Raw genomic sequence first — 23538 nt, 5'->3', positions numbered from 1 at the left:
AATTGGCAGAACAGAGGTTTAAACCGATGGCAGATCAATCCTTTCCGTGAGGTCAAGGACGACGGAACGTCCTTGTCGAAGGGGTCTGGGGGCTGCGAAATGCCCCCAGCAGCAAATCTGGCTTGTAGACCAGATTGTGCGCCGCGATCGGTAACCTGAAGCCAAAAACGCTTCATCGCGCCCGCCCGATCGCCCCTACGCAAAAACAGCCGCCAACCCAAACCGGATCGGCGGCTGCTACTGACGGCGAAAACCCTACACCCGCGCCGGAGCCTTCGTCCACTCGGTGTGGAACGTCCCTTCTTTATCAACCCGCACGTAGGTGTGGGCACCAAAATAGTCGCGCTGGGCCTGGGTCAGGTTTTGCGGCAGGCGATCGCGCCGATAGCTGTCAAAGTAATCGAGCGACGCGCTAAACGCCGGGACCGGAATACCAAACGTCGCCGCCATCGCGATCACTTCCCGCCAGGCCGACTGGCGATCGAGAATCGTCTGCTTAAACTCAGGGGCCAGCAGCAGATTCGGCAGACTGGGATTCTCATCGTAGGCGTGCTTGATTTTATTCAAGAAGCGCGCCCGAATAATGCAGCCCCCCTTCCAAATCCGGGCCGTTTCGCCCAAATTCACATCGTACTCGTAGTGCTTAGAGGCGGTGCCAATCAGCGCCATACCCTGGGCATAGGAGCAAATCTTCGAGCAGTACAGCGCATCGCGGATTTTGTTCACCATGACCTTGGTGTCGCCGTCAAAACTGGCCACCGGGCCGCTCAGTTCCTTAGAAGCCGCCACCCGCTCCTCCTTAATCGACGACATAATTCGCGCATTCACCGCCGCCGTAATCGTCGGAATACCCACTCCCAGCTCCAGGGCGCTCATCACCGTCCAGCGACCGGTGCCCTTCTGGCCCGCCGCATCCATGATCAGCTCGACCAGGGGCTTGTTGGTGTCGGGGTCGATGTTGGTAAAGATATCGGCGGTGATTTCAATCAGGAAGGAATCTAGCTCCTCGGTGAGATTCCACTCAGAAAATACCTCAAATAGCTGGTTGTGGTCGAGGCCCAGCACGTTCTTCATCAGGTCGTAGGCTTCAGCAATCAGCTGCATGTCGCCGTACTCGATGCCGTTGTGCACCATTTTGACGTAGTGGCCAGCCCCGCGAGGGCCAATGTAGGTAACGCAGGGGCCGTCATCCACCTGGGCGGCAATCTTTTTGACGATGGGCTCGATCGAATCGTAGGCGGCGCGGGTGCCGCCGGGCATCAGGCTGGGGCCGAGCAGCGCTCCTTCCTCACCGCCGCTGACGCCCATGCCGATAAACCGCAGACCCGTAGATTCCATATCTTTGGTGCGGCGCTCGGTGTCTTCGTAGAGGGAGTTGCCGCCGTCAATGATCATGTCGCCGTCATCCAGCAGGGGGCGCAGCTGGCCGATCACCGCATCCACCGGGGCGCCCGCCTTTACCATGACCAAAATGCGCCGGGGCCGCTCTAGCGACTGCACAAACTCTTCGAGGCTGTAGGCCGCCACCACGTTCTTACCCTGGGCCCGCTTTTCCATAAAGCGCTCGGTCACCGATGCAGTGCGGTTGTACACCGACACCGGAAAGCCTTTGCTCTCAACGTTAAGCGCCAGGTTCTCGCCCATTACGGCGAGGCCAATTACACCAAAACTCTGTGCCATATCAATTTCTCGGTAACGGTTCGGTCGACAGTCGGAAGCAGATTGCTATGGAAAACTATGGAGTGAGTGCATTAAGTAGGACATTAATGGGATGCCGATTGCATCAAAACTGTCACTTACATCAAAACTGTCAACAGCCTAAACAACTTTTTCAAAATGGCCATGCTCTCAAAGGTTTTCTTTAGGTGTGGGGCGCAAAAGCCAGGAATCTCTGACCTTAGAGCGGCATTGAGAAACGTTACGGCCCGAAAATTCAGCCCTTGGGGCCTGCGTATGATTGGTTTGTAGGATGGGTCGCCTGGTTATGGATACGGCAAACGGGTCGCTGGCTGGCCTGCGCTTGGAGGTGCCGATCCACCGTTCAGGCGCGATCGCGAGCCAGGTGCTGGCGGCCCTGGGGCAGATTGGCTTACCCCTTCGCTTAGGAGAAACGGTGATGAATCAGGTCAAAACCCTTGCGCTTTTGTCGCTGCTGTCGGGGCTGCTGGTGGGCCTCGGCTATTGGATTATTGGCGGTCCCACGGGCATTTTGGTTGGGCTGGCGATCGCAGCCGTTAGCAACCTCAGCTCCTGGTACTTCTCTGACCAGATTGCCCTGCGGGCTTACAATGCCCAGCCCGTCAGCCGCGATCAGGCCCCGGCCCTTTACGCCATGGTCGAACGCTTGAGTCTGGCGGCGGAAATTCCAATGCCGGGGGTTTACCTGATTCCTGGCCCTGCGGCCAACGCCTTTGCCACCGGGCGCGACCCCAGCCACGCGGCAGTGGCCGTCACCGAGGGCATTGTGACCATGCTGACCAGCGCAGAGCTGGAGGGGGTGATCGCCCACGAGCTATCGCACATTCTCAACCGCGACACCCTCACCCAGGCGGTGGCGGCCACGGTGGGCGGCGCGATTTCGTCGCTGGCCTATATGGCCCAGTGGGCCAGCTACGGCATGGCCAGCGATCGGGATGACAACCGTGGGCCGAACCCCATTGGGCTGCTGCTGGCGATTTTTGTCGCCCCCCTGGCAGCAACGCTGATTCAAATGACGATTTCGCGCACCCGCGAGTTTGAGGCCGATGCCGGGTCGGGGCGGCTGACGAAGAACCCCCGCGCCCTGGCCAGCGCCCTGCAAAAGCTGGAGGCCAGCGCCCAGCGGACGCCAATTCAGGGAAATCCAGCCTTTGAGCCGCTGCTGATTATTAACGCCTTTTCCCGCCAGGGAATGGCGGGACTGTTTGCCACCCACCCCTCGACCGAGGCCCGCATTGAGAAGCTGCTGGCCCTGGAGGCAGAGTTGGCCAAGGCCGTGAAGAGATGAGGCCCAATCCCCCACCATCTGAACAGGGGTTCATAGGGGAATGATTCTCAGTATCATGGAGACAGTACTGCGATGGGTGCTGTAGTGGCCAATTCTCACTCTATAAATACGCAACCGCCGAACACACAGCCAACGCCAGGGACCGATGCTCCGGCCTGCGATGAGTCGCTGGTGCATTTGGACAACGTGCGGCAGGTGCAGCCCGAGGTGCTGAGCACCGAGCAGGCCCAGCGCATGGCGGAATTTTTTAGCGCCCTCTCCGATCCCCACCGGCTGAAACTGCTGTCGGCCCTGGCCCAGCAGGAGCTTTGCGTCTGCGATCTGGCGGCGGCGGTGAAGATGGGCGAGTCGGCGGTGTCGCACCAGCTGCGGGTGCTGCGATCGCAGCGGCTGGTCAAGTACCGTCGCCAGGGCCGCAACGTCTACTACGGCCTGGCCGATGGCCACATTATGGCCCTCTACCGCGAAGTGGCCGAACATCTAGAGGAAGGTTAGCCCAGCAAATTTCCTGGCAGCGGCCCAGAGCATGGCCCATTTCCAGGGATGGGGTCTCTAGGATCGTATATCATCTGAATAGTCTTTCATATATTCAGACGCATCCGGCAGGTGTCCCCATGGCAGAGCTCCACTCCCACGACCACTGCGCCCACGATCAGTCAGTTCCGGCTGCCAGCCAGAAAGCTGCCCGGCATGAGGTCCATAACGATTGCTGCGGCCACGGTCATGACCATGGCTCCGGCGACTTTGACCTGCGGCAAGAGCTAACCCCGATCGCGATCGCGGCAGTGCTGTTTGCAATCGGATTTGGCTTTAACGGGGCGCTGCACAACACGCCCTACGCCATCGCCGAGTATGCCGTGCTGATCCCCGCCTACCTGATCAGCGGCTGGACTGTGCTGACCACGGCAGGGCGCAACCTTCTGCGGGGGCGCATCTTCGACGAAAATTTTTTGATGACCGTGGCCACCCTGGGGGCGATCGCCATTCACCAGATTCCCGAAGCGGTGGCGGTGATGCTGTTTTTCCAGGTGGGGGAGCTGTTTCAGGGCTACTCGGTGGGGCGCTCGCGGCGCTCTATCAAAGCCCTGCTAGAAATCCGGCCCGACACCGCCAACCTGTACGTTGACGGCGACATTCGAGCGGTGGCGCCCGACACGGTCAGCATCGGCGCTGAAATTCTGGTGCGCCCCGGCGAAAAGGTGCCCCTGGATGGGGAGATTTTGGCGGGCAAATCGCTAGTCGATACCTCAGCCCTGACGGGTGAATCGGTGCCGCGCCCCGTTGCCCCCGGTGAAACTGTGTTGGCGGGCATGATCAACCAGTCGGGCGCCCTAACCGTGCGGGTGAGCAAGCTTTTCGGTGAGTCGTCGATCGCCAAAATTTTGGACCTGGTGGAAAACGCCAGCGGCAAAAAGGCCGAAACCGAGAAATTTATCACCCGCTTTGCCCGCTACTACACGCCAGCAGTGGTCTTTCTGTCCCTGGCGGTGGCGCTTTTGCCGCCCCTGGTGCTGGCCGGAGCCACCCAGGCCGAGTGGGCCTACCGCGCCCTCGTGCTGCTGGTCATTTCCTGCCCCTGCGGCCTGGTGATCAGCATTCCCCTGGGCTACTTTGGCGGGGTGGGGGGGGCGGCCAGGCGGGGCATTTTGGTCAAGGGTTCTACCTACCTCGACACCCTGGCCCAGGTCAAAACCGTCGTCTTTGACAAAACCGGCACCCTCACCCAGGGCAACTTTCGGGTCAGCGAGGTGATTGCCCACAACGGCCTGAGCCAGCCCCAGCTGCTAGAGCTGGCCGCCCAGGTGGAATCGCAGTCTAACCACCCCGTCGCCCAGTCCATTCGTCAAGCCCATGGCCAAGCCGTCGATACCGCCGCTGTGCAAGATTACGAAGAGATCTCTGGTCACGGCATTCGGGCCAGGGTCAACGGGCGCACCGTGCTGGCCGGCAACGATCGCCTCCTGCACCGCGAGGCCATTCCCCACGATGTCTGCGTGGTTGACGGCACCGTGGCTCACCTGGCCGTCGATGGGGAGTACAGCGGCCGCATTATCGTCGCCGACGAGCTGAAGGCCGATGCCGCTGAGGCCATTCGCGCCCTCCAGGCCCAGGGCATTGAAACCGCGATGCTGACGGGCGATAGTCAGGCGGTGGCCGATCGCATCGCCCGTCAGCTCGGCCTCGACCAGTATCGGGCTGAACTGCTGCCCGAGGGCAAAGTAGAGGCCCTGGAGGAAATTTTGCACCGTGCCCGCCGCACCCGAGGCAAAGTCGCCTTCGTGGGCGACGGCATTAACGACGCGCCGGTGATTGCCAGGGCCGATGTGGGCATTGCCATGGGCGGGCTGGGGTCCGATGCGGCGATCGAAACCGCCGATGTGGTAATTCTGACCGACGCCCCCTCGAAGGTGGCCGAAGCCATTCACATCGGCCAAAAAACCCGGCGCATTGTCTGGCAAAACATTGTCTTTGCCATGGCGGTAAAGGCGCTGTTTATTGCCCTGGGCGCGATCGGGGTGGCCACGCTTTGGGAAGCGGTGTTTGCCGACGTCGGTGTTGCCCTGCTGGCCATTTTGAACGCGGGGCGCATTCTCAGATAGCTAGATTTTTCTCACGTTCTGTAGCCCCTGCGGCTGTGGGATTGAGCAAGTGCCGCAACAATAGCCTTACGTTTTCTTCTCATCTGGCTATGAAACTTGTCCCACGTTCTGCCCTGGTGGCTTTGGTGGCAGCGGCTGGTTTGCTGACTGCGGCCGCTGTACCTGGAAACGCAGCTATTGGCTGTCCGTTTTCTGCCTCCACTGCGCCCCAGGTAACTGCCTCTGGCCATCCGCCCGGTGGCTGGTGGGCCTCCTCTCCAGACAGCAATGCCCTTGGGGTGGCGCTGGGTGGGCTGGGCGCGATCGCAGCGCTGCTAACCGGCGGCACTGTGCTGATGCGTAAGCGGTGGTTGGCCCAGGCTGCCGCCCTAGAGGCGGGGGCTGAGCCGAACCTGGCGATCGAAACCGAAACCGTTTTGGTCTCTGAGCCTGACGAGATTGAGAGCGAGTTGGCGCTGGCCTACCGTCGCTAAATCGACTTGACCGTGGTTAAACATCTCCTTGAGTAGCTGAATCGGGGCTGGCCAATGGCCAGTCCTTTTTTTGCCCTTTTTTGACTGTCATAGCAATAGTCACGTTGGTTAGGACATCCAGAAACCCTGTGGACGTTCAAACGTTTGAACGTTCATAGGAGACATGTCTTAACCAGACCGGCTACAGCTATAGGACTCCTAATACCTGAGCCTGAAGCCAGCTGAGGTAGGTAGGCAGCCCATCGGCAATAGGCAGCGCAATGATTTCGGGCACCTCGTAGCTGTGGTGCTGGATAATCGCCTGACTCAGCGCCTCAAACTGGCTGAGGTCAGTTTTGATGATCAGCTGCCACTCGGCCTCGCGCTGCACCTCGCCCTGCCAGCGGTAGAGCGATCGCATCGGGAACAGGCTGACACAGGCGGCCAGGCGGGCTTCTACCAGGTAGTGAGCCAGGCGATCGGCCTCGGCCTCGGAGCCAGCGGTGACCAGCACAATGCCAGGGGTTGCGGGCGCTGTCATGCTAGGGAATGCGGCTAGGGAATGCGATCGACAAACTGCGACTGGTTCAGGGTTTCGCGGGCGGGGCGATGGGTCCAGCGGGTTTCGCCCTGGACGGCTTCGTAGAGATAGGCGCGGGCCTCGGCGGGCAGCACCGACTCGGTGAACTCAGTACCCACCACCACCGCCGCCTTGAGCGAGGCCTCCCCCAGGTGGGCGCGGGTGAGGTCAGCCCGCGACAGGTCTACGCCGTCTAAGATGCCGTTCCACAGTACGGCTCCGGTGAGGTCAGAGCCGCTGAGGTTGGCCCCCACCAGGCTGACGCCGCGCATGGTGGTGTGGGCCAAGTTGGCCGAGCTGAGGTTGGCCCCATTCAGGTTGGCCCCGTTGAGCTTGGCCTCTTTGAGATTGGCCCCGGCCAGGTTCATGCCGTGCAGGTCGAGTCCGTTGAGCCAGGCCCCCTCTAAATTGACCGCATCCATGCAGGTACGCTCCAGGTCGGCCCCGCTCAGGCGCGCCCCGGTCAGGTGCGCCCACGACAGGTTGGCCCCGCCCAGGTTGGCCCCCCGCAGGTTAGCGCCGCTGAGGTTGGCCCCGCAGAGATTCGCCCCCCGCAAATCGGCCTGGCGCAGGTTAGCATGGCACAGGTCGCAGCCGCTGAGCTTGGCACGGCGCAGGTCGGCCCGCACCAAAAACGCCCCCCGCAGGTTGGCTTTGGTGAGATCGGCCTGGGCCAGGCGAGTTTCGCTCATTTTGGCAAAGCTCAGATTGGCCCAGTTGAGGTCGGCATAGTCGAGGTTTGACTGGGTGAGAAACGAGCGGCTGAGGTCGGCCCCCTTGAGGTTGGCGCGGCTGAGATCGACATCGACCAGAATGTGATGGCTAAAGTCGGCACCGGCCAGGCTAATGCCCGTGAAGTCGCGGTATCCGGCTTCGTACAGTTCCAGAAAGTACTGAATGTGCATAATGCTTCGGTGGTGAGCCGGAGAGATGGCCGACTCACGGGGGGCAATTAAGGACACGTTAGATTCCCAAATCGGGGCATACAAACTGTGGGGAGGTATTAAAAACAACTTTGAAGATCGAATTTTATGAGTGAGGTTAACGCTTCTTTAACTAAGACTCAGGAACATAAGGTTACAGTTCAAAATGTGATTAATTATTTTTTAACAATTGCCCCATTTAGGGTCTGTAGGGCTTGGATACAGCTTATTTGCTTTTTCTTAGCCTAATCGCCTTCGTTGCTTTTGTTTGATAATTTGGTGAGAAACTTAGCACTTGAGCAGGCATGAATCGACTGATTTTTTGGGGGCTTTGGATAGGGTTTATTCTGTATGCATTTATACTTGCTCCCCCCGCTCGCCCCGATACCACAGATCTGATTCTGCGCCTCTCTACGGGGGCGTGGGAGGGCATCAACCCCGCTGTTATAGCGCTGTTTAACGCCATGGGGCTTTGGCCGATGATCTACGCGGCCCTGGCCCTGGTCGATGGCCGAGGTCAAAAGCTGTGGGCCAGTCCTTTTGTGCTGGGATCGTTTGCCGTCGGGGCCTTTGCACTGCTGCCCTACCTGGGGCTGCGCCAGCCCAGCTCCAGCTTTAGCGGTGCCAAGGGGCTGCTGCTGCGCCTGGTAGAATCCCGCTGGCTGGGATTGCTGCTGACCGTGGGGGCGATCGCCCTGGCCGCCTTTGCATTACTCAAGGGCGACTGGGCCGATTTCTGGCGGCAGTGGCAGACCAGCCGCTTCATCCACGTGATGTCGCTCGACTTTTGCGCCCTGTGGCTGCTGTTTCCGGTGCTGCTAAAGGACGATATGGCCCGGCGAGGCCTGGGGGCGAGCTGGGTGATGGCAGCGGTGCTGGCCCTGCCGCTGGTGGGCGCTGGCCTGTATCTGGCGCTTCGGCCCGCCCTGGTTGAGGATGCGGCGGCGGTGGCGACAGGGTAAACGATTGTTGATTTGCTGGCGTTAATTTGCTGGGGTGCATATTTGCAGGTTACCGGGGTCTTGCCCCGGCGTTATGCTCCCTGCGGAGGACATTCCTGCGGTGGGGTGCAGCCGACGCAGGTCCTTAGTTTGGGGACAGCGCCTGCTGCCCGGCCATGGTTTGCAGTCGGCCCAGGGTGCGCTGCACCGACGACAGTCCCTGGCGATCGCCCTGGGCCTCCAGATACGCACTGGCTCGCTCTAGGTCTGCGATCGCCCGCTGCTGGTCGCCCTGGCTCTGGTAGGCGGCGCTGCGGTAGCAGTAGGGCAGGGCGATGGGGTCACCGCAGGCGATCGCGTCGCTGTAGTCGCGCACGGCGCCCTTTAAGTCGCCCAGCTTTTGCAGGGCGCTGCCCCGGTACACGTAGGCCATGGGCAGGTGGGGTTTGAGGGCAATGGCCTGGGTAAAGTCAGCGATCGCGGCGGCATAGCGGCGCTGCTCCAGCCGCAGCCAGCCCCGGTTGCAGAAGGGGGCGAACAGCTTGCCGTTTTGGTCAATGGCCTCGCTGAGGTCGGCTTCGGCGGCATCGATCTGATTGAGCTCGAGCTGAGCCACACCCCGATTGTTGAGGGCAATGGCGTGGTCAGGCTGCATCTGAATCACCTGGCTGTAGTCGTTGATGGCACCGGGCTGATCGCGCAGGTCGTGGCGGGTGGTGCCCCGGTTAAAGAAGGCGACCGCATCGCCGGGGGGAATCACCGGGTCGTGGAAGCGCTGCATGAGGGCCTGCACCACGGCGGGTTCGGCGGTGCGCAGCTTGGCCTCCAGGTCGGGGATGACGGCGCTCTGGGTGGGCAGCGCCTTGAGGCTGACAATGGCGTAGGTGTTCTCTGGTGGGGCGCCACTGCCGCTGTCGCAGACCAGGTAGCTCTCGGCGGTGCCCATAATTCTAAACTTGAAGCGATCGGGATAGTTTTCCCGCAGGGGCAAGAGCTGGTTGAGGGCCGCCTTGAGCAGCTGAAGCTGGCTGGACTCGGTGCCCCAGCGCTGGCTAATCCGCCAGGCCAGACGGCCATCGTGCTGGTCGCCCCGGTGGCACCAGCCAATTTCCAGCTGCCCCCCCCGCTCCAGCAGCTGGCTGAATCGCTTCAGCAGCTGTTCATCAATGGTGACGTAGCTGGCCCAGGGCCACACCAGCAGCACCCGGCGGGTGGCGGTCTCCAGGGCGGTCTCCAGGGCCTGGCGGCTGGCCATGGCCTGGGGTTCGCCTGCGGCCGCCACGGGCAGATCAATAATCCAGTTGGGCTGGGACGATGGGGCCGCCGCCCTGGCTAAAGGCTCCTGGCGCGAGGTTTTGAGGTCGGTCTCGGTCTGCTGCACCCGCCGCGCCAGCTGGATTAGCGCCTTGCGGCTAGCGGTATCGGCGGGGGCGGTGACCAGCTGATTGGTCAGCTGCAGCTGGCGTTCCGAGAGCGATCGCGTCACCCCTTCGAGCTGCGCCACCTGGGCCTTCACCTGGCCCAGGTACTGCGACACCACCTGCTGCACCTGCTCCTGGGTGTGGCCAGCGGTTTCCTGGCGGCTCATCTGCTGCTGGAGCTGCTGCACCTTAGCGGTTAGGCGCTCTAGCTCAGCGGTGCTGGGCGCCGGGGCCGCAGTGGGCAGCCCGCTCACGCTGCCCACCGGAATTTTGGTCAACGCCTGCTCTAGCCGGGCCTGCTGGCGGGTGAGATCTTTGACATGCTCTACCAGTTGGCTAAATTCTGACTGGGGCACCAGGGCCGCCATGGCCTTGACCACCGCCCCAATTTCGTCCCGGTACTGGCCTGGGCTGCTGGTCTGGGGAAATTCGTGCCAGCGGCGATCGATTTGCCCAAAGGCATCTTGCAGGTTGCTGACCAGACTGCGGGTCTCCGAGCGCAGGTTTTCGAGGCTCACGCGGGTTTGCATGAGGTCGGTTTTAACCTGGGAGAGCTTGCCTTCGGCGGCTTCTACCCGAGGGGTGGTGGCCAGCCGCTGCATGTAGGTGGTGAGGTTTTCAAAGCTGACCTGGGCCGCCGCCGACTGCTCTTGCAGCTGGGCAATCTGCCGGTTGATGCCGCTCAGATCGGGAACGGGCAACGCCTCTAGCCGTTGCTCAACATGGGCCTTGAGCCCCTTAATTTCTTTGGAGAAGCGAATAAAGGAGTGGTTGTTGCGATCCATCACCGCCCGCTGAAAGTTGGTCAGCGCCTCAGGGGAGGGCATTGCCGTCACCTGTTTGCTGAGATTGGTGAGGCGGTGCCCGGCCTGGCGGTGCTGGCGGGCGAGTTTTTCCTGGGCTTCTTCGAGCTGCTGCTCGACCCGGTTGCGATTGAGCAGCCCGACGGCGGCCAGCACCGTCAGCGGCGCTGAAGCTAGCGCAATGTTCTGAGCGGCAACGGAGGCGATGGCACCGACGCCAGAGCCCACCACGAGGGCGCGTTCGGCCCTGGTCAACCAATGATTATCGGCCACGTTATTTCCCCTGATGATTGCAAACGCTGGGCGTGGCGGTAACTGAGGGGGCGTCAGGGGGGCTTTACCGCTACTGGTTTACTCTTCGCGGGGCGATCGCGCCGTCAGGATAGTTTTCTTAAAAGAAATAGACAAAGAAGATAGACGCGGGTGCGGCAGTAAGCTTGTTCAGGGGGGTTGGGGAGATGGGGGAGAGGGGGGTTGGGTGGATGGGTAGAGAGTGGATGGGTGGGAGGGATGGGGAGATGGGGGGATGGGGAGTGGGGGAGTTGGGAGGGGAGAAGATAAGGAGATAGGGGAGGGGGGGAGATTGATTATTGAACTTTATCAATCAGGAACGAAAAGCAAATAGCATTTAGTCAATCCACCCCTTCCTTTTGGGCCAAGCATTGGCTAAACTCTATTTCAAATAGGCCTGACTCTATTTAATGAGATTATAGATTGACTCAAGTCAATCTACTTTGCGTCTTCGGGGAAGGGGTAATGTTCCTGCCTCCGCCCCGTCTGGCAACCCTTTGATGTCCTTTTTGCCCAGGATTCTCCGACTATGACCCCGATTCTGGCTCAAACTAGCTGGCTGATTCCCCTTTACCCGCTGTTGGGAGCGCTGCTGACGATTCCCTGGTCGCCAGCGATGATTCACCGCACCGGGCCGCGCCCGACGGGCTACATCAATATTGTGATGACGGCCCTGGCTCTGACCCACAGCGTCCTCGCGTTTCTAGCGTTTTGGGGCAAGTCGTCGCCCCAGTTTTTCTTTGCCCCCTGGCTCGATGTGGCCGGGCTAAACCTGAACATTCCCCTGGAGGCGTCGGCGATTACCCTGGGCGCCTGCGTGCTGATTACGACGCTGAACCTGCTGGCTCAGATCTACGCCGTGGGCTATTTAGAAATGGACTGGGGCTGGGGGCGTTTCTTCGCCATGATGGCCCTGTTCGAGGCGGGGTTGTGCGCCCTGGTGCTGTGCAACTCGCTGCTGTTTGCCTACATGCTGCTGGAGATTTTGACCCTGGGCACCTACCTGCTGGTGGGCTTTTGGTACAACCAATCTCTGGTGGTAACGGGGGCGCGGGATGCCTTTTTGACCAAGCGGGTCGGCGACCTGGTGCTGCTGATGGGGGTTTTGGCCATCTATCCCCTGGCCCACACCTGGGACTTTCGGGAGCTGGCGGCCTGGGCTCAGACGGCAAATGTGGATCCAGGTCTGATGACGCTGCTCGGGATCGGGCTGATTGCCGGACCGATGAGCAAGTGCGCCCAGTTTCCGCTGCACCTGTGGCTGGATGAGGCGATGGAAGGCCCGCTGCCCAGCACAATTTTGCGCAACGCGGTGGTGGTGACAACCGGGGTATGGGTGCTGGTGGAGCTAGAGCCGGTGTTTGCCCTGTCGTCGACGGCCAGTGCCTTTGCGATCGCCGTCGGTACCGTCACCGCCCTCGGCGCCACCTTAATCTCCGCCGCTCAGATCGACATTAAGCGGGTGCTCTCGTACCTCAGCAGCGCCTACATGGGGCTGATGTTCATTGCCGTCGGCGCCCACCAGCCCGGTGCCGCCCTGCTGCTGGCCCTGGTCTACGCCCTGGGCATGGCGGCCCTGGTGATGGGGGCAGGCTCTGTGATCATCAATATCACCACTCAAGATTTGACCCAGATGGGGGGCCTCTGGGGTCGCCGCCCCGTCACCGCCATGGCCATGATCGCCGGGGCGGCGGGTCTGGTGGCGCTGCCTCCCCTGGGCGGGTTTTGGGCCATGCTGTCGCTGGTTTCTGGCCTGTGGGATAGCCAGCGGGGGCTGCTGGTGGCGATCGTGCTGCTGGTGAACTGGCTCGCCGCCTTCAGCCTGGCCCGCATGCTGGGTCTAATTTTTGCTGGCAACACCCAGCAGATGACCATCCGCGCCCCAGAGCCGATTTGGCTGATTGTGCTGCCGACGGCGATTGTGGCGGGCTTTACCCTGCACCTGCCGCTGGTGCTGGGACTGCTGGGCCTGCTGCCCGCCTGGGCCGAGGTGAGTCAGGATATGGCGCTGCTGCTGACCTGGTCGAGCATTCTGGGCGCGGCAGTTGGCACGCTGCTCTACGTCAATCGCGTGGTTGAGCATCCGGCCAGGCTGGTGAAGAAACCCCTGCAAAACCTGCTGGCCTACGACTTCTATACGCCCAAGCTCTACCGCAACACCTTTGTGCTGGGGGTCGATATGCTGTCGCGCCTGACCGACTGGCTCGATCGCTACGTGGTCGATGGTCTGGTTAACGCGGTGGGGCTTGCCTCGCTGTTTAGCGGCGAAACCCTCAAATACGGCAACACCGGTCAGCTTCAGTTCTACGTGCTGACGATTTCGCTGGGGGTTGCTCTGCTGGGGGTGTTGATGAACTGGCATGCCCTGACGGCGCTGTTTTAAGCGAATTTTCCAAATCGAGGTCTGGGGGCCGCGCCATGGGGTTGTCCGATTGCGGCCACTGCTGGAGATGCCTGACCCAAGCTACTGTCCTCCCCATCCTTCCATCTCCCCCATCCCTCCCACCCATCCACCCTCTACCCATCCACCCCATTACTCACCATGCTCACTCCACTCCTACTGATTCCTCTCCTCGGTGCGATCGCGATCGGCTGCTGGCCCGGTCTCACTAGCAAGCAGGCCCGCAACGGTGCTCTGGTGGTCGCCAGTCTGCCGCTGCTGTGGACGGCCTGGCTGTTTATCCAGTTCGACCTCTCCTTTGGCGGCTTTCAGTTCCACGAGTTTTTGCCCTGGCTGCCCGCCCTGGGCCTCAACTACGAGCTCAGCCTGGACGGCCTCTCGCTGCTGATGGTGGCGCTCAACAGCCTGATCACCTGGATTGCAATCTGGAGCAGTTCCCCTGAAACTGAGCGACCCCGCCTGTTCTACAGCCTGCTGCTGCTGGTGAGCAGCGGGGTAGCCGGGGCCTTTGTGGCCCAGAACCTGCTGCTGTTCTTCCTGCTCTACGAAATTGAGCTGGTGCCGCTGTACCTGCTGATCGCGATCTGGGGCGGCGAGAAAAAGGCCTACTCAGCGACGAAGTTCTTGCTCTACACGGCCCTGTCGGGGGCGCTGATGCTGGCCGGGTTCCTCGGTACCGTATGGCTCAGCGGCGCGAAGGATTTCACCTACTACTCGGTGATGGGCCACGAGCTGCCGATGGTGTGGCAGGTGGTGCTGCTGGGGCTGCTGCTGGTGGCCTTTGGCATCAAAATTCCGCTGGTGCCGTTTCACACCTGGCTGCCCGATACCTACGTGTCGGCTTCGACCCCGGTGGCGATGATGCTGGGCGGCGTGCTGGCCAAACTGGGCACCTACGGCCTGTTTCGCTTTGGCCTGGGCCTGTTTCCGGATGCCTGGGCGGAGCTGTCGCCCTACCTGGCGGTGTGGGCGGCGTTTAGCGTGCTGTACGGGGCGATTACGGCGATCGCCCAGAAAGACATCAAGCGCATGGTGGCCTACAGCTCGATTGGCCACATGGGCTACGTGCTGCTGGGGGGCGCAGCGATGACCGATTTGGCCCTGACCGGTGCCCTCAGCCAGATGGTATCCCACGGCCTGATTTTGGCCATTCTGTTTCACCTGGTGGGCGTAATCGAGGCCAAGGTCGGCACCCGCGAGCTGGATGTGCTCAACGGCCTGATGAACCCGGTGCGGGGTCTGCCCATGGTCAGCGCCCTGCTGGTGCTGGGGGGCATGGCCAGCGCGGGCATTCCCGGCCTGGTCGGGTTTGTCACCGAGTTTCTGGTGTTCCAGGGCAGCTACGCGGTGTACCCGGTGCAGACCCTGCTGGGGGTAATCGGCACGGGCCTGACGGCGGTGTACTTCGTGATTTTGCTCAACCGCACCTGCTTTGGGCGGCTGGACAATGCGATCGCCTACTTCCCCAAGGTCACCTTTTCTGAGAAACTGCCCGCCTACGTGCTGGCCGGGCTGATTCTGTTCCTCGGCATTCAGCCCAACTGGCTGGTGAAATGGGGCGAGCGCACCGCCAGCACCATGGTCGCCGCTATTCCGCCGGTAGCTATAGGGGTGGTAGCCGATGAGGTAATTGAGGAAATTCCCTCAGCTACGGAGCCTGATGGAGGTCTGCCTATGGATCCTGTCCTATTGCCCGTTGCCGCACTGTCACCCCTGCGATGACAGGCGATCTCGTAGGGTGCATCCGCGCAGCGATGCACCACCCATGGGGCAAGTTATCTACCCCGCCAAATTCCCGGAATGGTGCATTACGGCCAAAGCCAAATTTGTTGACAATAGCAGAGCAAATCTTTGGCCTAATGCACCCTACGAGACCCAAGAGAAGGAGGTTAGAGCAAGTCCCAGAGTTCTTCGGGTACCAGGTAGTGGGGGCCATTGCGGAGGGCCGCAGGCGATCGCCATACCGCCTCGAACCGCCGCTTCCCCTCTACCGCCGCCAGGCTTTCTCGCCCATAGAGTGATTCATCGACAAACTGCCCGTCGTAGACAAACACAATCTCATGGCCTGGCTCGCCATCACAGACAAAGATGTTTTCCACAATGCCCAGCAGCTTGACTCCAGTGATGTCAAACCCCAGCTCCTCTTTGATTTCACGCACTGCCGCATCGGCGCTGGTTTCGCCAAAGTCAATGCCGCCCCCCAGAGGCCGCGCAAAGCCCCGCTCCTTTACCGAGTCGTAGCTCTCATGGACCAGAATCTCTTCCCCCCGCCGCAGCAGGCAAATCGAAATGGGCCGAATCCGCGCTTTCTTTGCCATGGGCAGCTTCCTAAATCACCTGTCTCAGCATAGAGAGAATTAAGAATGCAAAATGAACAATTCAAAATTAAAAAGAAAACCCACTTTGAATTTTGAACTTTGAATTTTGCATTCCCCACCGACCCATCCACCCCCTTACCCATCCACCCTTTTACCCCTCCACCCATCCACCCTTTTACCCATCCACCCATCCACCCCTATGCCTACTCTCACCGAAACCAAACCCCTCATCCCCCCCTCCACCCACCCCCACGCCGACGTGGTGCACCGCCTGGAGGCGGGCGGCTCGATGCTGCCCGATACGCCGGAGAACCTGATGCAGATCATCGGCATCTACAAAGCCTACGCGGTGCCGATGGATTTTTACTGGCGCGACCTGCTCTACATTGCTGAGCGGGTGTTTCTCAACCCGGTGCCCGCCTTTAAGTACTTTTTGCCCCAGGAATATCTGGATTTGCCCAACCATTACGCGGGCGATACGGCGGATCTGCGGATCTGGCGCGGCGAGGCGGAGGCCCACCCCGAGCTGCTGGAGTTTATGGCCAAAGGGGAAACCAAGCGCAAGCTGCCCAAGCTGTTGCTGCACCTCTGGCACGATCGCGTCAACATGGAGTTTGCCGAAGCCTGCATGAAAGCGATGCTGTGGCACCAGGATATGGGCGGGCGGTTCAACGACTACCTGTACACCGATGACTATAAGTCGGCGTGCGATCGCGCCATCAAAGCCTACTTCAAGGGCAACCCGGTGATGCTGGGGCTGCACAAAGCCTTCCCCGAGATGTTCTACGAAAAGTGCCGCGAGCTTTCCTACTACTCCAACCTGGGCCTGTTCTGGGAAGTGATGGCCCCGGTCTTCTTTGAGATGAGCGACATCTACGACGAAGGCGGCTTTGCGGGCGTGCCCGACGCCATGAACTTTATCGTCAACGGCATCTTTGCGGTTGCCGGCCGCCCCATCTACCACCACGTCTACGTTGGTGACGAATGCTTCGAGCTGATCCCCAAATCCTGCGGCTTTACCTGGCTGTACGAAGCGGCCCTGCCCTACGTGGAAGCCGTGTTCTACCGCACCGCCCCCTTCCGGGGCACCAAGTCCTACAACGCCCAGGCGGGCCAGGTGCCGGAAGATCAAAACGACTTCCACTACGGCATTCTCTACGCCGACGTGTTCCCCGTGGGCAGCGCCGGTATTCCCCCGACGCTGCTGATGCAGGACATGCTCCACTTTTTGCCGCCCTACCTGTTGGAGTATTACCAGCAGCACTGCCGGGGCGAAGACGACATGCTGATTCAGCTGGGGATCACCTTCCAGCGATCGATGTACAACGTCACCTCGGCGGTCATTCAGGCCCTGCGCACCGCCCTGCTGTACCCGCTAGATGACCAAAACCCCCGCCACCTGGCCGCCAACCGCAAATTCTTCGAAGCCCAGATGGACCGCTTCGTGCGCCCCGAAGCCCGCCTGCGCGACGTGCAGGGGCCAGACTATCGGTAGATGGGTAGATGGTGGATGAGTAGAAGGGTGGGGAATGCAGCGTTGAAAATTCAAAGTTCAAAATAAATGAATTTCCCTTTTGAACTTTGAATTGATCATTTTGCATTTCACCCCCTGTTGGCTCTTTACGCTCTACCCCATCCATCCCATTACCCGTCCATCCCGACACCCATCCACCCCATTACCCATCCACCCCACTACCCATCCACCCCTATGCCTACCATCGTCGATATCGCCGTCAGCAACGAAGGTTTCTCCACCCTGGTCGCCGCCGTCCAGGCCGCCGGACTGGTGGAAGCGCTGCAAAGTCCTGGCCCGTTCACCGTCTTTGCCCCCAACGATGCCGCCTTTGCCAAGCTGCCCCCCGGCACGGTGCAAACCCTGGTGCAGAATCCGCCCCAGCTGGGCCGCATCCTCAAGTTTCACGTCGTGTCTGGCAAGTACACCAAAGACGAGCTGATCAAGCTCGGCACGGTGGAGTCGCTGGAGGGCGCGCCGATTCCGATCGACGGTACCGAAGGGTTTGAGGTGAAAAATGCCACGGTACTGGCTGCCGACATTGAGGCCGACAACGGCATCATCCACGTGCTTGACAACGTGATTTTGATGGGGTGAAATCAATTGCGGATTTTGGCTTTGCGATTTTAGCTTGGTGTGCGCGGCGGAGCAAAAAACAACCGTCAAGCCCTAGCTGGCTCGGTAGGCCTTTGGCGTTGTGCCGGTGAACTTCCGAAACAGCTTACTCAAATGGCTGTGGCTGCTGAATCCGCAGTCTAGCGCAATATCTAAAATCAATCGGTCGGTGTGCTTGAGCAATTGCTTGGCCTGCTCTACCCGCTGCTGAAGCAGATAGTGGTGGGGCGACCGACCGACCGACTGCTTGAAGAGACGACTGAAATGAAAGGGACTCATATCCACCAGCTGGGCCAAGTCTGCAAGGCTGATATCGCTGCCTAAATGGGCATCGATGTAGTCTAAAACTTGCCGCAGCTGGTACGACGGCAGGCCACCCTCGTAGGTGGGCACCTGGATATGGATGGCGCCGTAGTGCCGCAGCAGGTTCACCGCGAGCACGTTGGCCAGCGAGTCGAGGTACAGCTGGTTGGACGCGCCGCCCCGCTGAAGTTCGGTAAAGAGCATCAGGCCAATGGTCTCTAGCTCGGGGTTGCGGTGGCGAAACTGGGGCAGCAGTTCGGTGCGATCGCCATCGCGATCCAGGGTTTCCTGGGCTACCTGCCGCAGAAACTCAGCGGTGAGCCGAATCTGCAAAAAGTCGTCGTGGCCCTCCCAGCGGGCGAACAGCGGCGTGTCGGCGGGGGTAATCGCCATATCCCCTTTGCCGTATAGCCCGGTATAGGTTTTACCGGCCTGGCGGTGCACCATGGGCACCGGGCGGGGCGCTAGGGAAATAAACAGCGCGTGCTCGCGCTCGCAGTGGCAGGTCCCTTCCCCGGCGGCGGGCTGAAAGCGGTCCACCTGCAAATGCTCCCATCCCAGGGTGGGGGCCGGGCCGCAGGGGAGAAGATCAGGCTGAGCGGGATGAAGCGCCAATTGTTCCACAGTACGAACCCAGTGTATCTATAGCAGCCGACGGGTAGGCTAGGGCATTGCTCAGAGCCAGCGTTTGAACGTTCTCAACGTCTCTCAGGGTCCTAACTTCAGGGTCCTAACTTCAGAATCCTAACTAACGTGACGAAGGCTATAGTTCCAGGCTACCTGGTTCCAACTATAGTGCGATCGCCAATTTTTGCGATCGCCAGCCTCCGGTCGGCGAACTGACCGCAAGATTGTGATAGTTCAGCAAGAAGCCGAAAGCTGGGTTTCCGCCCCCTCCCTAAGCTGAGAGTGTCATAGCTCGGGAGGAGAACCGATGAAACTCTTGATTTTTGGCGCGACCGGCAGCATTGGTCGCCAGGTAGTCGCCCAGGCATTGGAGCAGGGCCACAGCGTTACGGCCTTTGTTCGCAGTCCGGCTAAGCTGGAGGTTCAGCATCTCGATCTGCGGATCGTGCAGGGGGATGTGCTCGACCTGCCTTCTGTGCAGCAGGCTGTCCAGGGACAGGATGCGGTGGTCTGCGTGCTAGGTTCGGGGCAAAACCTGACGAGCACCGTGCGATCGCAGGGCACGCGCAACATCGTTCGGGCGATGGAAGCGGCGGGGGTGCGCCGACTGATCTGCCAGTCTACGCTGGGGGCGGGCGACAGCTGGGGAACGCTGAACTTCTACTGGAAATACATCATGTTTGGCCTTGTTCTGCGGCGGGTGTTTGCCGACCACCAGCGGCAGGAGGACGCGGTTAAGAGCAGCCCACTCGACTGGACCATCGTGAGGCCGGGGGCCTTTACCGACGGGCCGCGAACGGGGCAGTATCGCCACGGGTTTGCGGGCAACGATACCACCTCCCAGCTCAAAATCTCGCGGGCGGATGTGGCTGACTTCATTGTGAAACAGCTGGGAAATGATGCCTATCTGCACCAGACCCCAGGCCTTTCCTACTGAGTTTTTTTGATATCTGGAGGTTTCTATGGCCACGCTCAATACCTGGCGGGTGCCCCTGGTGATGTTCGCTGCGATCGCCAGCGCCCTGACCGCAGGCGTCTTCCTGGCCTTTTCCACCTTTGTGATGCAGGCGCTGGCGCGACAGCCAGCGGCGACGGCGATCGCTACCATGCAGGCCATCAACATTACGGTGATCAATCCCTGGTTTATGACGGTTTTCCTGGGGCCAGGGGTAGCCTGCCTGGGGCTGATGGCGCTGGCGCTGCGGCGGGGGATGTCGCCGGAGACTCGCTACTGGCTGGTCGGCAGTCTGCTGTACCTGATTGGCACCATCGGCGTGACGATGGCGGGCAATGTCCCCCTCAACGATGCCCTGGCGGTGGTTAAGCCCGACAGTGCCGCCGGGGCAGCCCTCTGGGCCAAATACCTGAACGTCTGGACCTGGTGGAACCACGTGCGCACCGTCGCCGCCCTGCTGGCCGCCGTACTCCTAACGCGATCGCTTTGTCCCTAGTACTCGAAGGCGGAAATATGCCGACTATTCCAGCTCCCCTGCTCCCTAGCTCCCCTGCTCCCTAGCGATTGGCAATAGTCGCCACACTTGCGCCGCAGTCTACTAGGCCGCGCTAACCTGGGGATCGCCGTCCGGCGGCCTACGCCTAGGATATCGATTGCCCCACCGGCATCCCAGGCGCGGGAAGCTTGAGCCTCCGCCCCTGCAACCTGCGGCAGGGGCGGACGGCTATGATGGCGTGGGGTGCTCTGATGGGATAAAACTGGCGATCGCACTACTGGCCCCACCTATGCCCCAGAACTGGAACCGTCAATACGCTGCAATTCTTGCAATTCTTAAGAATATGTCCGCCCTCGGGCTCGTGATGGTGCTGTCGGGCTGCTCTGCCCTATCTGAGGTGGAAGCGATCGGGCAAAACTCCGATCCCGCTACCGACGCTCCGGCCAGTGGGCCAGGCTCCTCAGTGGTTGAGGCTGCTGGGACTGGGGCTGCTGGGGCTGAGGTTTCTGGCCAGGGCGATCGGTGGCAGCAGCGCTACAGCCAGGCGTTAGACCAGGGCATGGCGGCGGCGGTGGCCACCCAAACTGCCCAAACCGCCAGCGATTGGCAACAGGTGGAAGGGCAGTGGGCCGGGGCGATCGCCTCCCTTGCCGCCATCCCCAGCAGCAGCAATATCTTTTCCACTGCCCAGCAAAAACGCCAGGAATACGAAGCCAACCGGGCCTACGCCGCCGATGCTGCCGCCGCCAAGACCCTGCCCACCGCTACGGTCGTGTCTGTGGGCGATGGCGATACCCTGCGGGTGCAGGGGCAGGGCGATCCCGTCACCATCCGTCTGGCCTGTGTCGATGCCCCAGAGACGAATCAGGCCTTTGGCCCGGAGGCCACGCTGCGGCTGCGGCAGCTGCTCTCGACCGGGCAGCCGGTGGAGGTGCGGGCGATTGAGCGCGATCGCTACGGTAGAACCGTGGCCGAAATTTACAGCGGCGGCCAATCCGTTGGCTTGCAGCTGGTGCGCGAGGGCTACGCCGTGGTTTACGAGCAGTATATTTCCGGCTGTGCCGCCACCGCTGACGACTACCGCCAGGCCGAAGCCGCCGCCCGCAATGCCCGCCGCAACTTCTGGAGCAAGCCTAACCCCACCATGCCCTGGGACTTTCGCCGGGGCGGCACCACCCCAGGCGCTCCAACTACTCCATCCCCCGCCACCCCATCCCCCGCCGCCGAAAGCCTGCCCGCCTGCGTCTCACGCGACTGCGACTGTAGCGACTTTGCCACATGGCAACAGGCCCAGGCCGTCCTAGATGCCTTCCCCGGCGATCCCCATCGCCTTGACGGCGACCACGACGGCATTGCCTGCGAGAGCCTGCGCTAGTTCCCGGCGCTTTTGGACGATTCTGCTCACCACCAGCCGCTCTAACTCAAGAGCCGCCGCACATGGATTAGCACATAGCCAAAAAATATCGGCTGGGTAGGGATGGTGGGCCAGGTAGCGCTCTAGGGGGGACTGTACGATCGCCACATCGGGCACGGGTTCAGAATGGTTGGGCAGGGTAACTGGCTTGGTTTCGCGCACGGCAGCGCGGCTGCCCAACAGCTGCCGCAAATACTCGGCTCCAAGGCTGCTGTAACAGGCGTGGGGTTCCCGTTCTGGGGCCATAACTACAATATTTCCCCGCAGCAGCTCCACGGCCTGATCGTCAAACACCCCGGCATCGATCGCGGCGTGATAACGCTCCAGACTCCATTTGTACAGAATGGCCGTCATAGCAACCTCTTCGGCAGCAAAGGCTAGGAAAGAGCTGATCAAAACCTTAGCAGTTCCGCCATGGACGCGGCTGACCCATTGCCGACCAATTACCATCGCCGCCTGCGAGTGCGCCGCCAGTTAAACCAGTTCTCGGCCCAGTCGCGTCGCCAGGTGCCGGGCCGCCAGCGCTGCTGCTGCCAGGTATCGATCATCAGCGGCACCATCGCCGCCAGGCTGGGGGAGAGCGTTGGCAGGCGATCCAGCCGCTGGAGCGGAATCTCCTGGTGCAGGGCCAGGGCCACGGTCTGCATCAGCTCGCTGGCGCCGGGGCCGCAGATCTGCGCCCCCACAAGCTGCCCGTCGGCCCGCACCATCCAGCGGCAAAAGCCGGTGATGTCGTCGCCGTAGTGGGTCTTGAGCACCTGGCCAAAGGGAACCTGTAGCACAGTGGCTTCGCTGCCGTACCAGCGGCGGGTCTGGGTGGCGGTGAGGCCCAGGCGGGCATACTCTGGCGCGGTGTGCAGCAAAGCCGAGCGATTCAGGCAAGACAGCTTGCGCCAGGGGAGGTAGAGGGCGTTGTGCAGGGCGATCGCCACATCCTGGCGATCGGCGCTCTCGGCCCAGTAGCCGCCCAGCACGGGGCCGCAGGCAAAGACCTGGGGGTGGGCGGTGGCCAGGCGATCGTCCACCGGCAGGGCCGTGGGGGTGCCGTGGACCTGGCGGGGTTTGAGGCCGATGCAGCCCAGGTTGAGGGGAGATAATCTAGGCTGGCTGGCGGTGGCGACGATCAACTGCTGAGCGGCAAGGCGATCGCCGCTGGTGAGCAAAAGCTCAGCCTCGTCTTTGGCGCGAATGGACACGATCTGGCTGCCCAGCCTGAGCTCGACCCCGCTGGATTCGAGCAGCACCTCAACAAAGGCCGAGAGATCGGCGTCTTCGGTGGGCAGCAGCCGATCGCTCCGGCTGACCAGCGCGGTGCGGGTACCGAGGCGCGCCAGGGCCTGGGCCTGGGCGATCGCCGTGCCGCTGTGGCCCAAAACAATCGCCGACTCAGGCCGCGCCTCTAAATCCAGCAGCGTATCGAGGGTGAGGAAAGGAGTTTCCGCCAGCCCCGGAATGTCGGGCACCGTGACGGCAGTGCCGGGGGCCAGGAGGTAGCGGCGCGATCTGAGCCTTCGCGTCGCAGTGGTCACCGCCAGCTGCGGGCGGGGGCTAAACTGACCGGGTTCCAGTACCACATCCACGCCGCTGGTGGCCAGCCAGTCCAGGTTCAGGTTGGGGTAGGCCACGGCTTCCAAGGCTTCGATCTGGGTCATGAGGTCGCCCCAGGGTTGGGCAACATTGGCCTGGGCCAGCGCTGGAAGGGCGATCTGGCGGCGAATGCCTTGGGCGGTTTCCCCTGGCGGCTCCACCAGGGCTACCCGCGCCCCCTCGCGGGCCGCTAGGGCCGCCGCCGTTCGCCCCTGCACCGTGCCGCCCAAAATTACCCCATCGTAGTCGACGGTCATGGTTTATCCAGCGCTTGTTCTCCATGAGTTTAGCGTTCTGGGGGTGAGGGGGTGA

Annotated in this window: 20 protein-coding genes; 12 read left to right on the top strand and 8 right to left on the bottom strand. The window is 61.4% G+C overall.

Going from position 1 to position 23538, the window contains the following annotated elements; all coding sequences use genetic code 11:
- Positions 1-255 precede the first annotated feature (255 nt).
- Positions 256-1680 (bottom strand): NADP-dependent phosphogluconate dehydrogenase, encoded by a 1425-nt coding sequence (gene gndA / locus LEPTO7104_RS0131240; RefSeq protein WP_026073246.1) that lies wholly within the window; start codon positions 1678-1680, stop codon positions 256-258.
- A 436-nt stretch (positions 1681-2116) separates the two neighbouring features.
- Here gndA and LEPTO7104_RS0131235 point away from each other — a divergent pair, with 436 nt between their 5' ends.
- The 4 genes from LEPTO7104_RS0131235 to LEPTO7104_RS0131220 all read left to right on the top strand — a co-directional run bounded on the left by LEPTO7104_RS0131235 (position 2117) and on the right by LEPTO7104_RS0131220 (position 6059).
- Positions 2117-2986: a M48 family metalloprotease gene (locus LEPTO7104_RS0131235; protein ID WP_083887237.1), complete on the top strand. Its 870-nt coding sequence runs from the start codon at positions 2117-2119 to the stop codon at positions 2984-2986.
- Positions 2987-3058: 72 nt separating this feature from the next.
- Complete coding sequence (locus tag LEPTO7104_RS0131230; RefSeq protein ID WP_083887228.1) at positions 3059-3481, top strand: ArsR/SmtB family transcription factor; 423 nt, start codon at positions 3059-3061, stop codon at positions 3479-3481.
- A 119-nt stretch (positions 3482-3600) separates the two neighbouring features.
- Positions 3601-5586 carry a heavy metal translocating P-type ATPase gene (locus LEPTO7104_RS0131225; RefSeq protein WP_017302501.1) on the top strand — a complete coding sequence of 662 codons (1986 nt, stop codon included), beginning with the start codon at positions 3601-3603 and terminating at the stop codon, positions 5584-5586.
- Positions 5587-5675: 89 nt separating this feature from the next.
- Entirely contained in the window at positions 5676-6059 is a 384-nt protein-coding gene (locus LEPTO7104_RS0131220; RefSeq protein ID WP_155524025.1) for a hypothetical protein, read from the top strand.
- A gap of 187 nt (positions 6060-6246) precedes the next feature.
- Here the strand turns inward: LEPTO7104_RS0131220 and cutA are convergent, their stop codons facing one another.
- Positions 6247-6579: a divalent-cation tolerance protein CutA gene (gene cutA, locus LEPTO7104_RS0131215; protein ID WP_017302499.1), complete on the bottom strand. Its 333-nt coding sequence runs from the start codon at positions 6577-6579 to the stop codon at positions 6247-6249.
- Between the two features lie 14 nt (positions 6580-6593).
- The gene (locus LEPTO7104_RS36440) at positions 6594-7580 is read right to left on the bottom strand and encodes a pentapeptide repeat-containing protein (RefSeq protein WP_225887128.1); all 987 of its coding nucleotides are present in this window, start codon (positions 7578-7580) and stop codon (positions 6594-6596) included.
- Positions 7581-7846: 266 nt separating this feature from the next.
- Here LEPTO7104_RS36440 and LEPTO7104_RS0131205 point away from each other — a divergent pair, with 266 nt between their 5' ends.
- Positions 7847-8503: a hypothetical protein gene (locus LEPTO7104_RS0131205; RefSeq protein WP_017302497.1), complete on the top strand. Its 657-nt coding sequence runs from the start codon at positions 7847-7849 to the stop codon at positions 8501-8503.
- Between the two features lie 124 nt (positions 8504-8627).
- On the opposite strand, the gene LEPTO7104_RS37700 is transcribed toward LEPTO7104_RS0131205, so the two are convergent.
- A complete protein-coding gene (locus tag LEPTO7104_RS37700; RefSeq protein ID WP_017302496.1) occupies positions 8628-10979 on the bottom strand; it encodes a tetratricopeptide repeat protein in 2352 nt (783 codons plus the stop codon).
- Positions 10980-11526: 547 nt separating this feature from the next.
- Between LEPTO7104_RS37700 and LEPTO7104_RS0131190 the strand changes: the two genes are divergently transcribed.
- The gene (locus tag LEPTO7104_RS0131190) at positions 11527-13380 is read left to right on the top strand and encodes an NAD(P)H-quinone oxidoreductase subunit F (RefSeq protein ID WP_017302494.1); all 1854 of its coding nucleotides are present in this window, start codon (positions 11527-11529) and stop codon (positions 13378-13380) included.
- 159 nt (positions 13381-13539) lie between these two features.
- On the top strand, positions 13540-15120 hold the full coding sequence (locus LEPTO7104_RS0131185; RefSeq protein WP_017302493.1) for an NADH-quinone oxidoreductase subunit M: 1581 nt from the start codon (positions 13540-13542) through the stop codon (positions 15118-15120).
- Positions 15121-15287: 167 nt separating this feature from the next.
- Here the strand turns inward: LEPTO7104_RS0131185 and LEPTO7104_RS0131180 are convergent, their stop codons facing one another.
- Positions 15288-15716, bottom strand: coding sequence for an NUDIX hydrolase (locus LEPTO7104_RS0131180; RefSeq protein ID WP_017302492.1), 429 nt, complete (start codon positions 15714-15716; stop codon positions 15288-15290).
- A 199-nt stretch (positions 15717-15915) separates the two neighbouring features.
- Here LEPTO7104_RS0131180 and LEPTO7104_RS0131175 point away from each other — a divergent pair, with 199 nt between their 5' ends.
- Positions 15916-17211 (top strand): CO2 hydration protein, encoded by a 1296-nt coding sequence (locus LEPTO7104_RS0131175; RefSeq protein WP_017302491.1) that lies wholly within the window; start codon positions 15916-15918, stop codon positions 17209-17211.
- Between the two features lie 213 nt (positions 17212-17424).
- A complete protein-coding gene (locus tag LEPTO7104_RS0131170; protein ID WP_017302490.1) occupies positions 17425-17826 on the top strand; it encodes a fasciclin domain-containing protein in 402 nt (133 codons plus the stop codon).
- A gap of 72 nt (positions 17827-17898) precedes the next feature.
- Here LEPTO7104_RS0131170 and LEPTO7104_RS0131165 read toward each other — a convergent pair whose 3' ends face one another.
- Positions 17899-18771 carry a helix-turn-helix domain-containing protein gene (locus LEPTO7104_RS0131165; RefSeq protein ID WP_155524024.1) on the bottom strand — a complete coding sequence of 291 codons (873 nt, stop codon included), beginning with the start codon at positions 18769-18771 and terminating at the stop codon, positions 17899-17901.
- A gap of 310 nt (positions 18772-19081) precedes the next feature.
- On the opposite strand from LEPTO7104_RS0131165, the gene LEPTO7104_RS0131160 reads away from it, so the two are divergent.
- From LEPTO7104_RS0131160 to LEPTO7104_RS36430, 3 genes are all read left to right on the top strand, one after another.
- A complete protein-coding gene (locus LEPTO7104_RS0131160) occupies positions 19082-19711 on the top strand; it encodes an NAD(P)-dependent oxidoreductase (RefSeq protein WP_017302488.1) in 630 nt (209 codons plus the stop codon).
- Between the two features lie 25 nt (positions 19712-19736).
- Positions 19737-20225, top strand: a complete 489-nt coding sequence (locus LEPTO7104_RS0131155; protein WP_017302487.1) for an anthrone oxygenase family protein — start codon at positions 19737-19739, stop codon at positions 20223-20225.
- A 343-nt stretch (positions 20226-20568) separates the two neighbouring features.
- Positions 20569-21600, top strand: coding sequence for a thermonuclease family protein (locus tag LEPTO7104_RS36430; RefSeq protein WP_017302486.1), 1032 nt, complete (start codon positions 20569-20571; stop codon positions 21598-21600).
- Here LEPTO7104_RS36430 and LEPTO7104_RS36425 read toward each other — a convergent pair.
- Positions 21526-21993 (bottom strand): Uma2 family endonuclease, encoded by a 468-nt coding sequence (locus tag LEPTO7104_RS36425; RefSeq protein WP_083887235.1) that lies wholly within the window; start codon positions 21991-21993, stop codon positions 21526-21528. The two genes, LEPTO7104_RS36430 and LEPTO7104_RS36425, sit on opposite strands and share 75 nt — an antisense overlap.
- Positions 21994-22082: 89 nt before the next feature.
- Positions 22083-23483, bottom strand: coding sequence for an FAD-dependent oxidoreductase (locus tag LEPTO7104_RS0131140; protein ID WP_017302484.1), 1401 nt, complete (start codon positions 23481-23483; stop codon positions 22083-22085).
- Positions 23484-23538: the final 55 nt, after the last annotated feature.

This window comes from Nodosilinea nodulosa PCC 7104 (assembly GCF_000309385.1).
Taxonomy (GTDB): domain Bacteria; phylum Cyanobacteriota; class Cyanobacteriia; order Phormidesmidales; family Phormidesmidaceae; genus Nodosilinea; species Nodosilinea nodulosa.
Note: the sequence above shows the minus strand (reverse complement) of the source record. Positions and strands in the feature narration are given on the sequence as shown.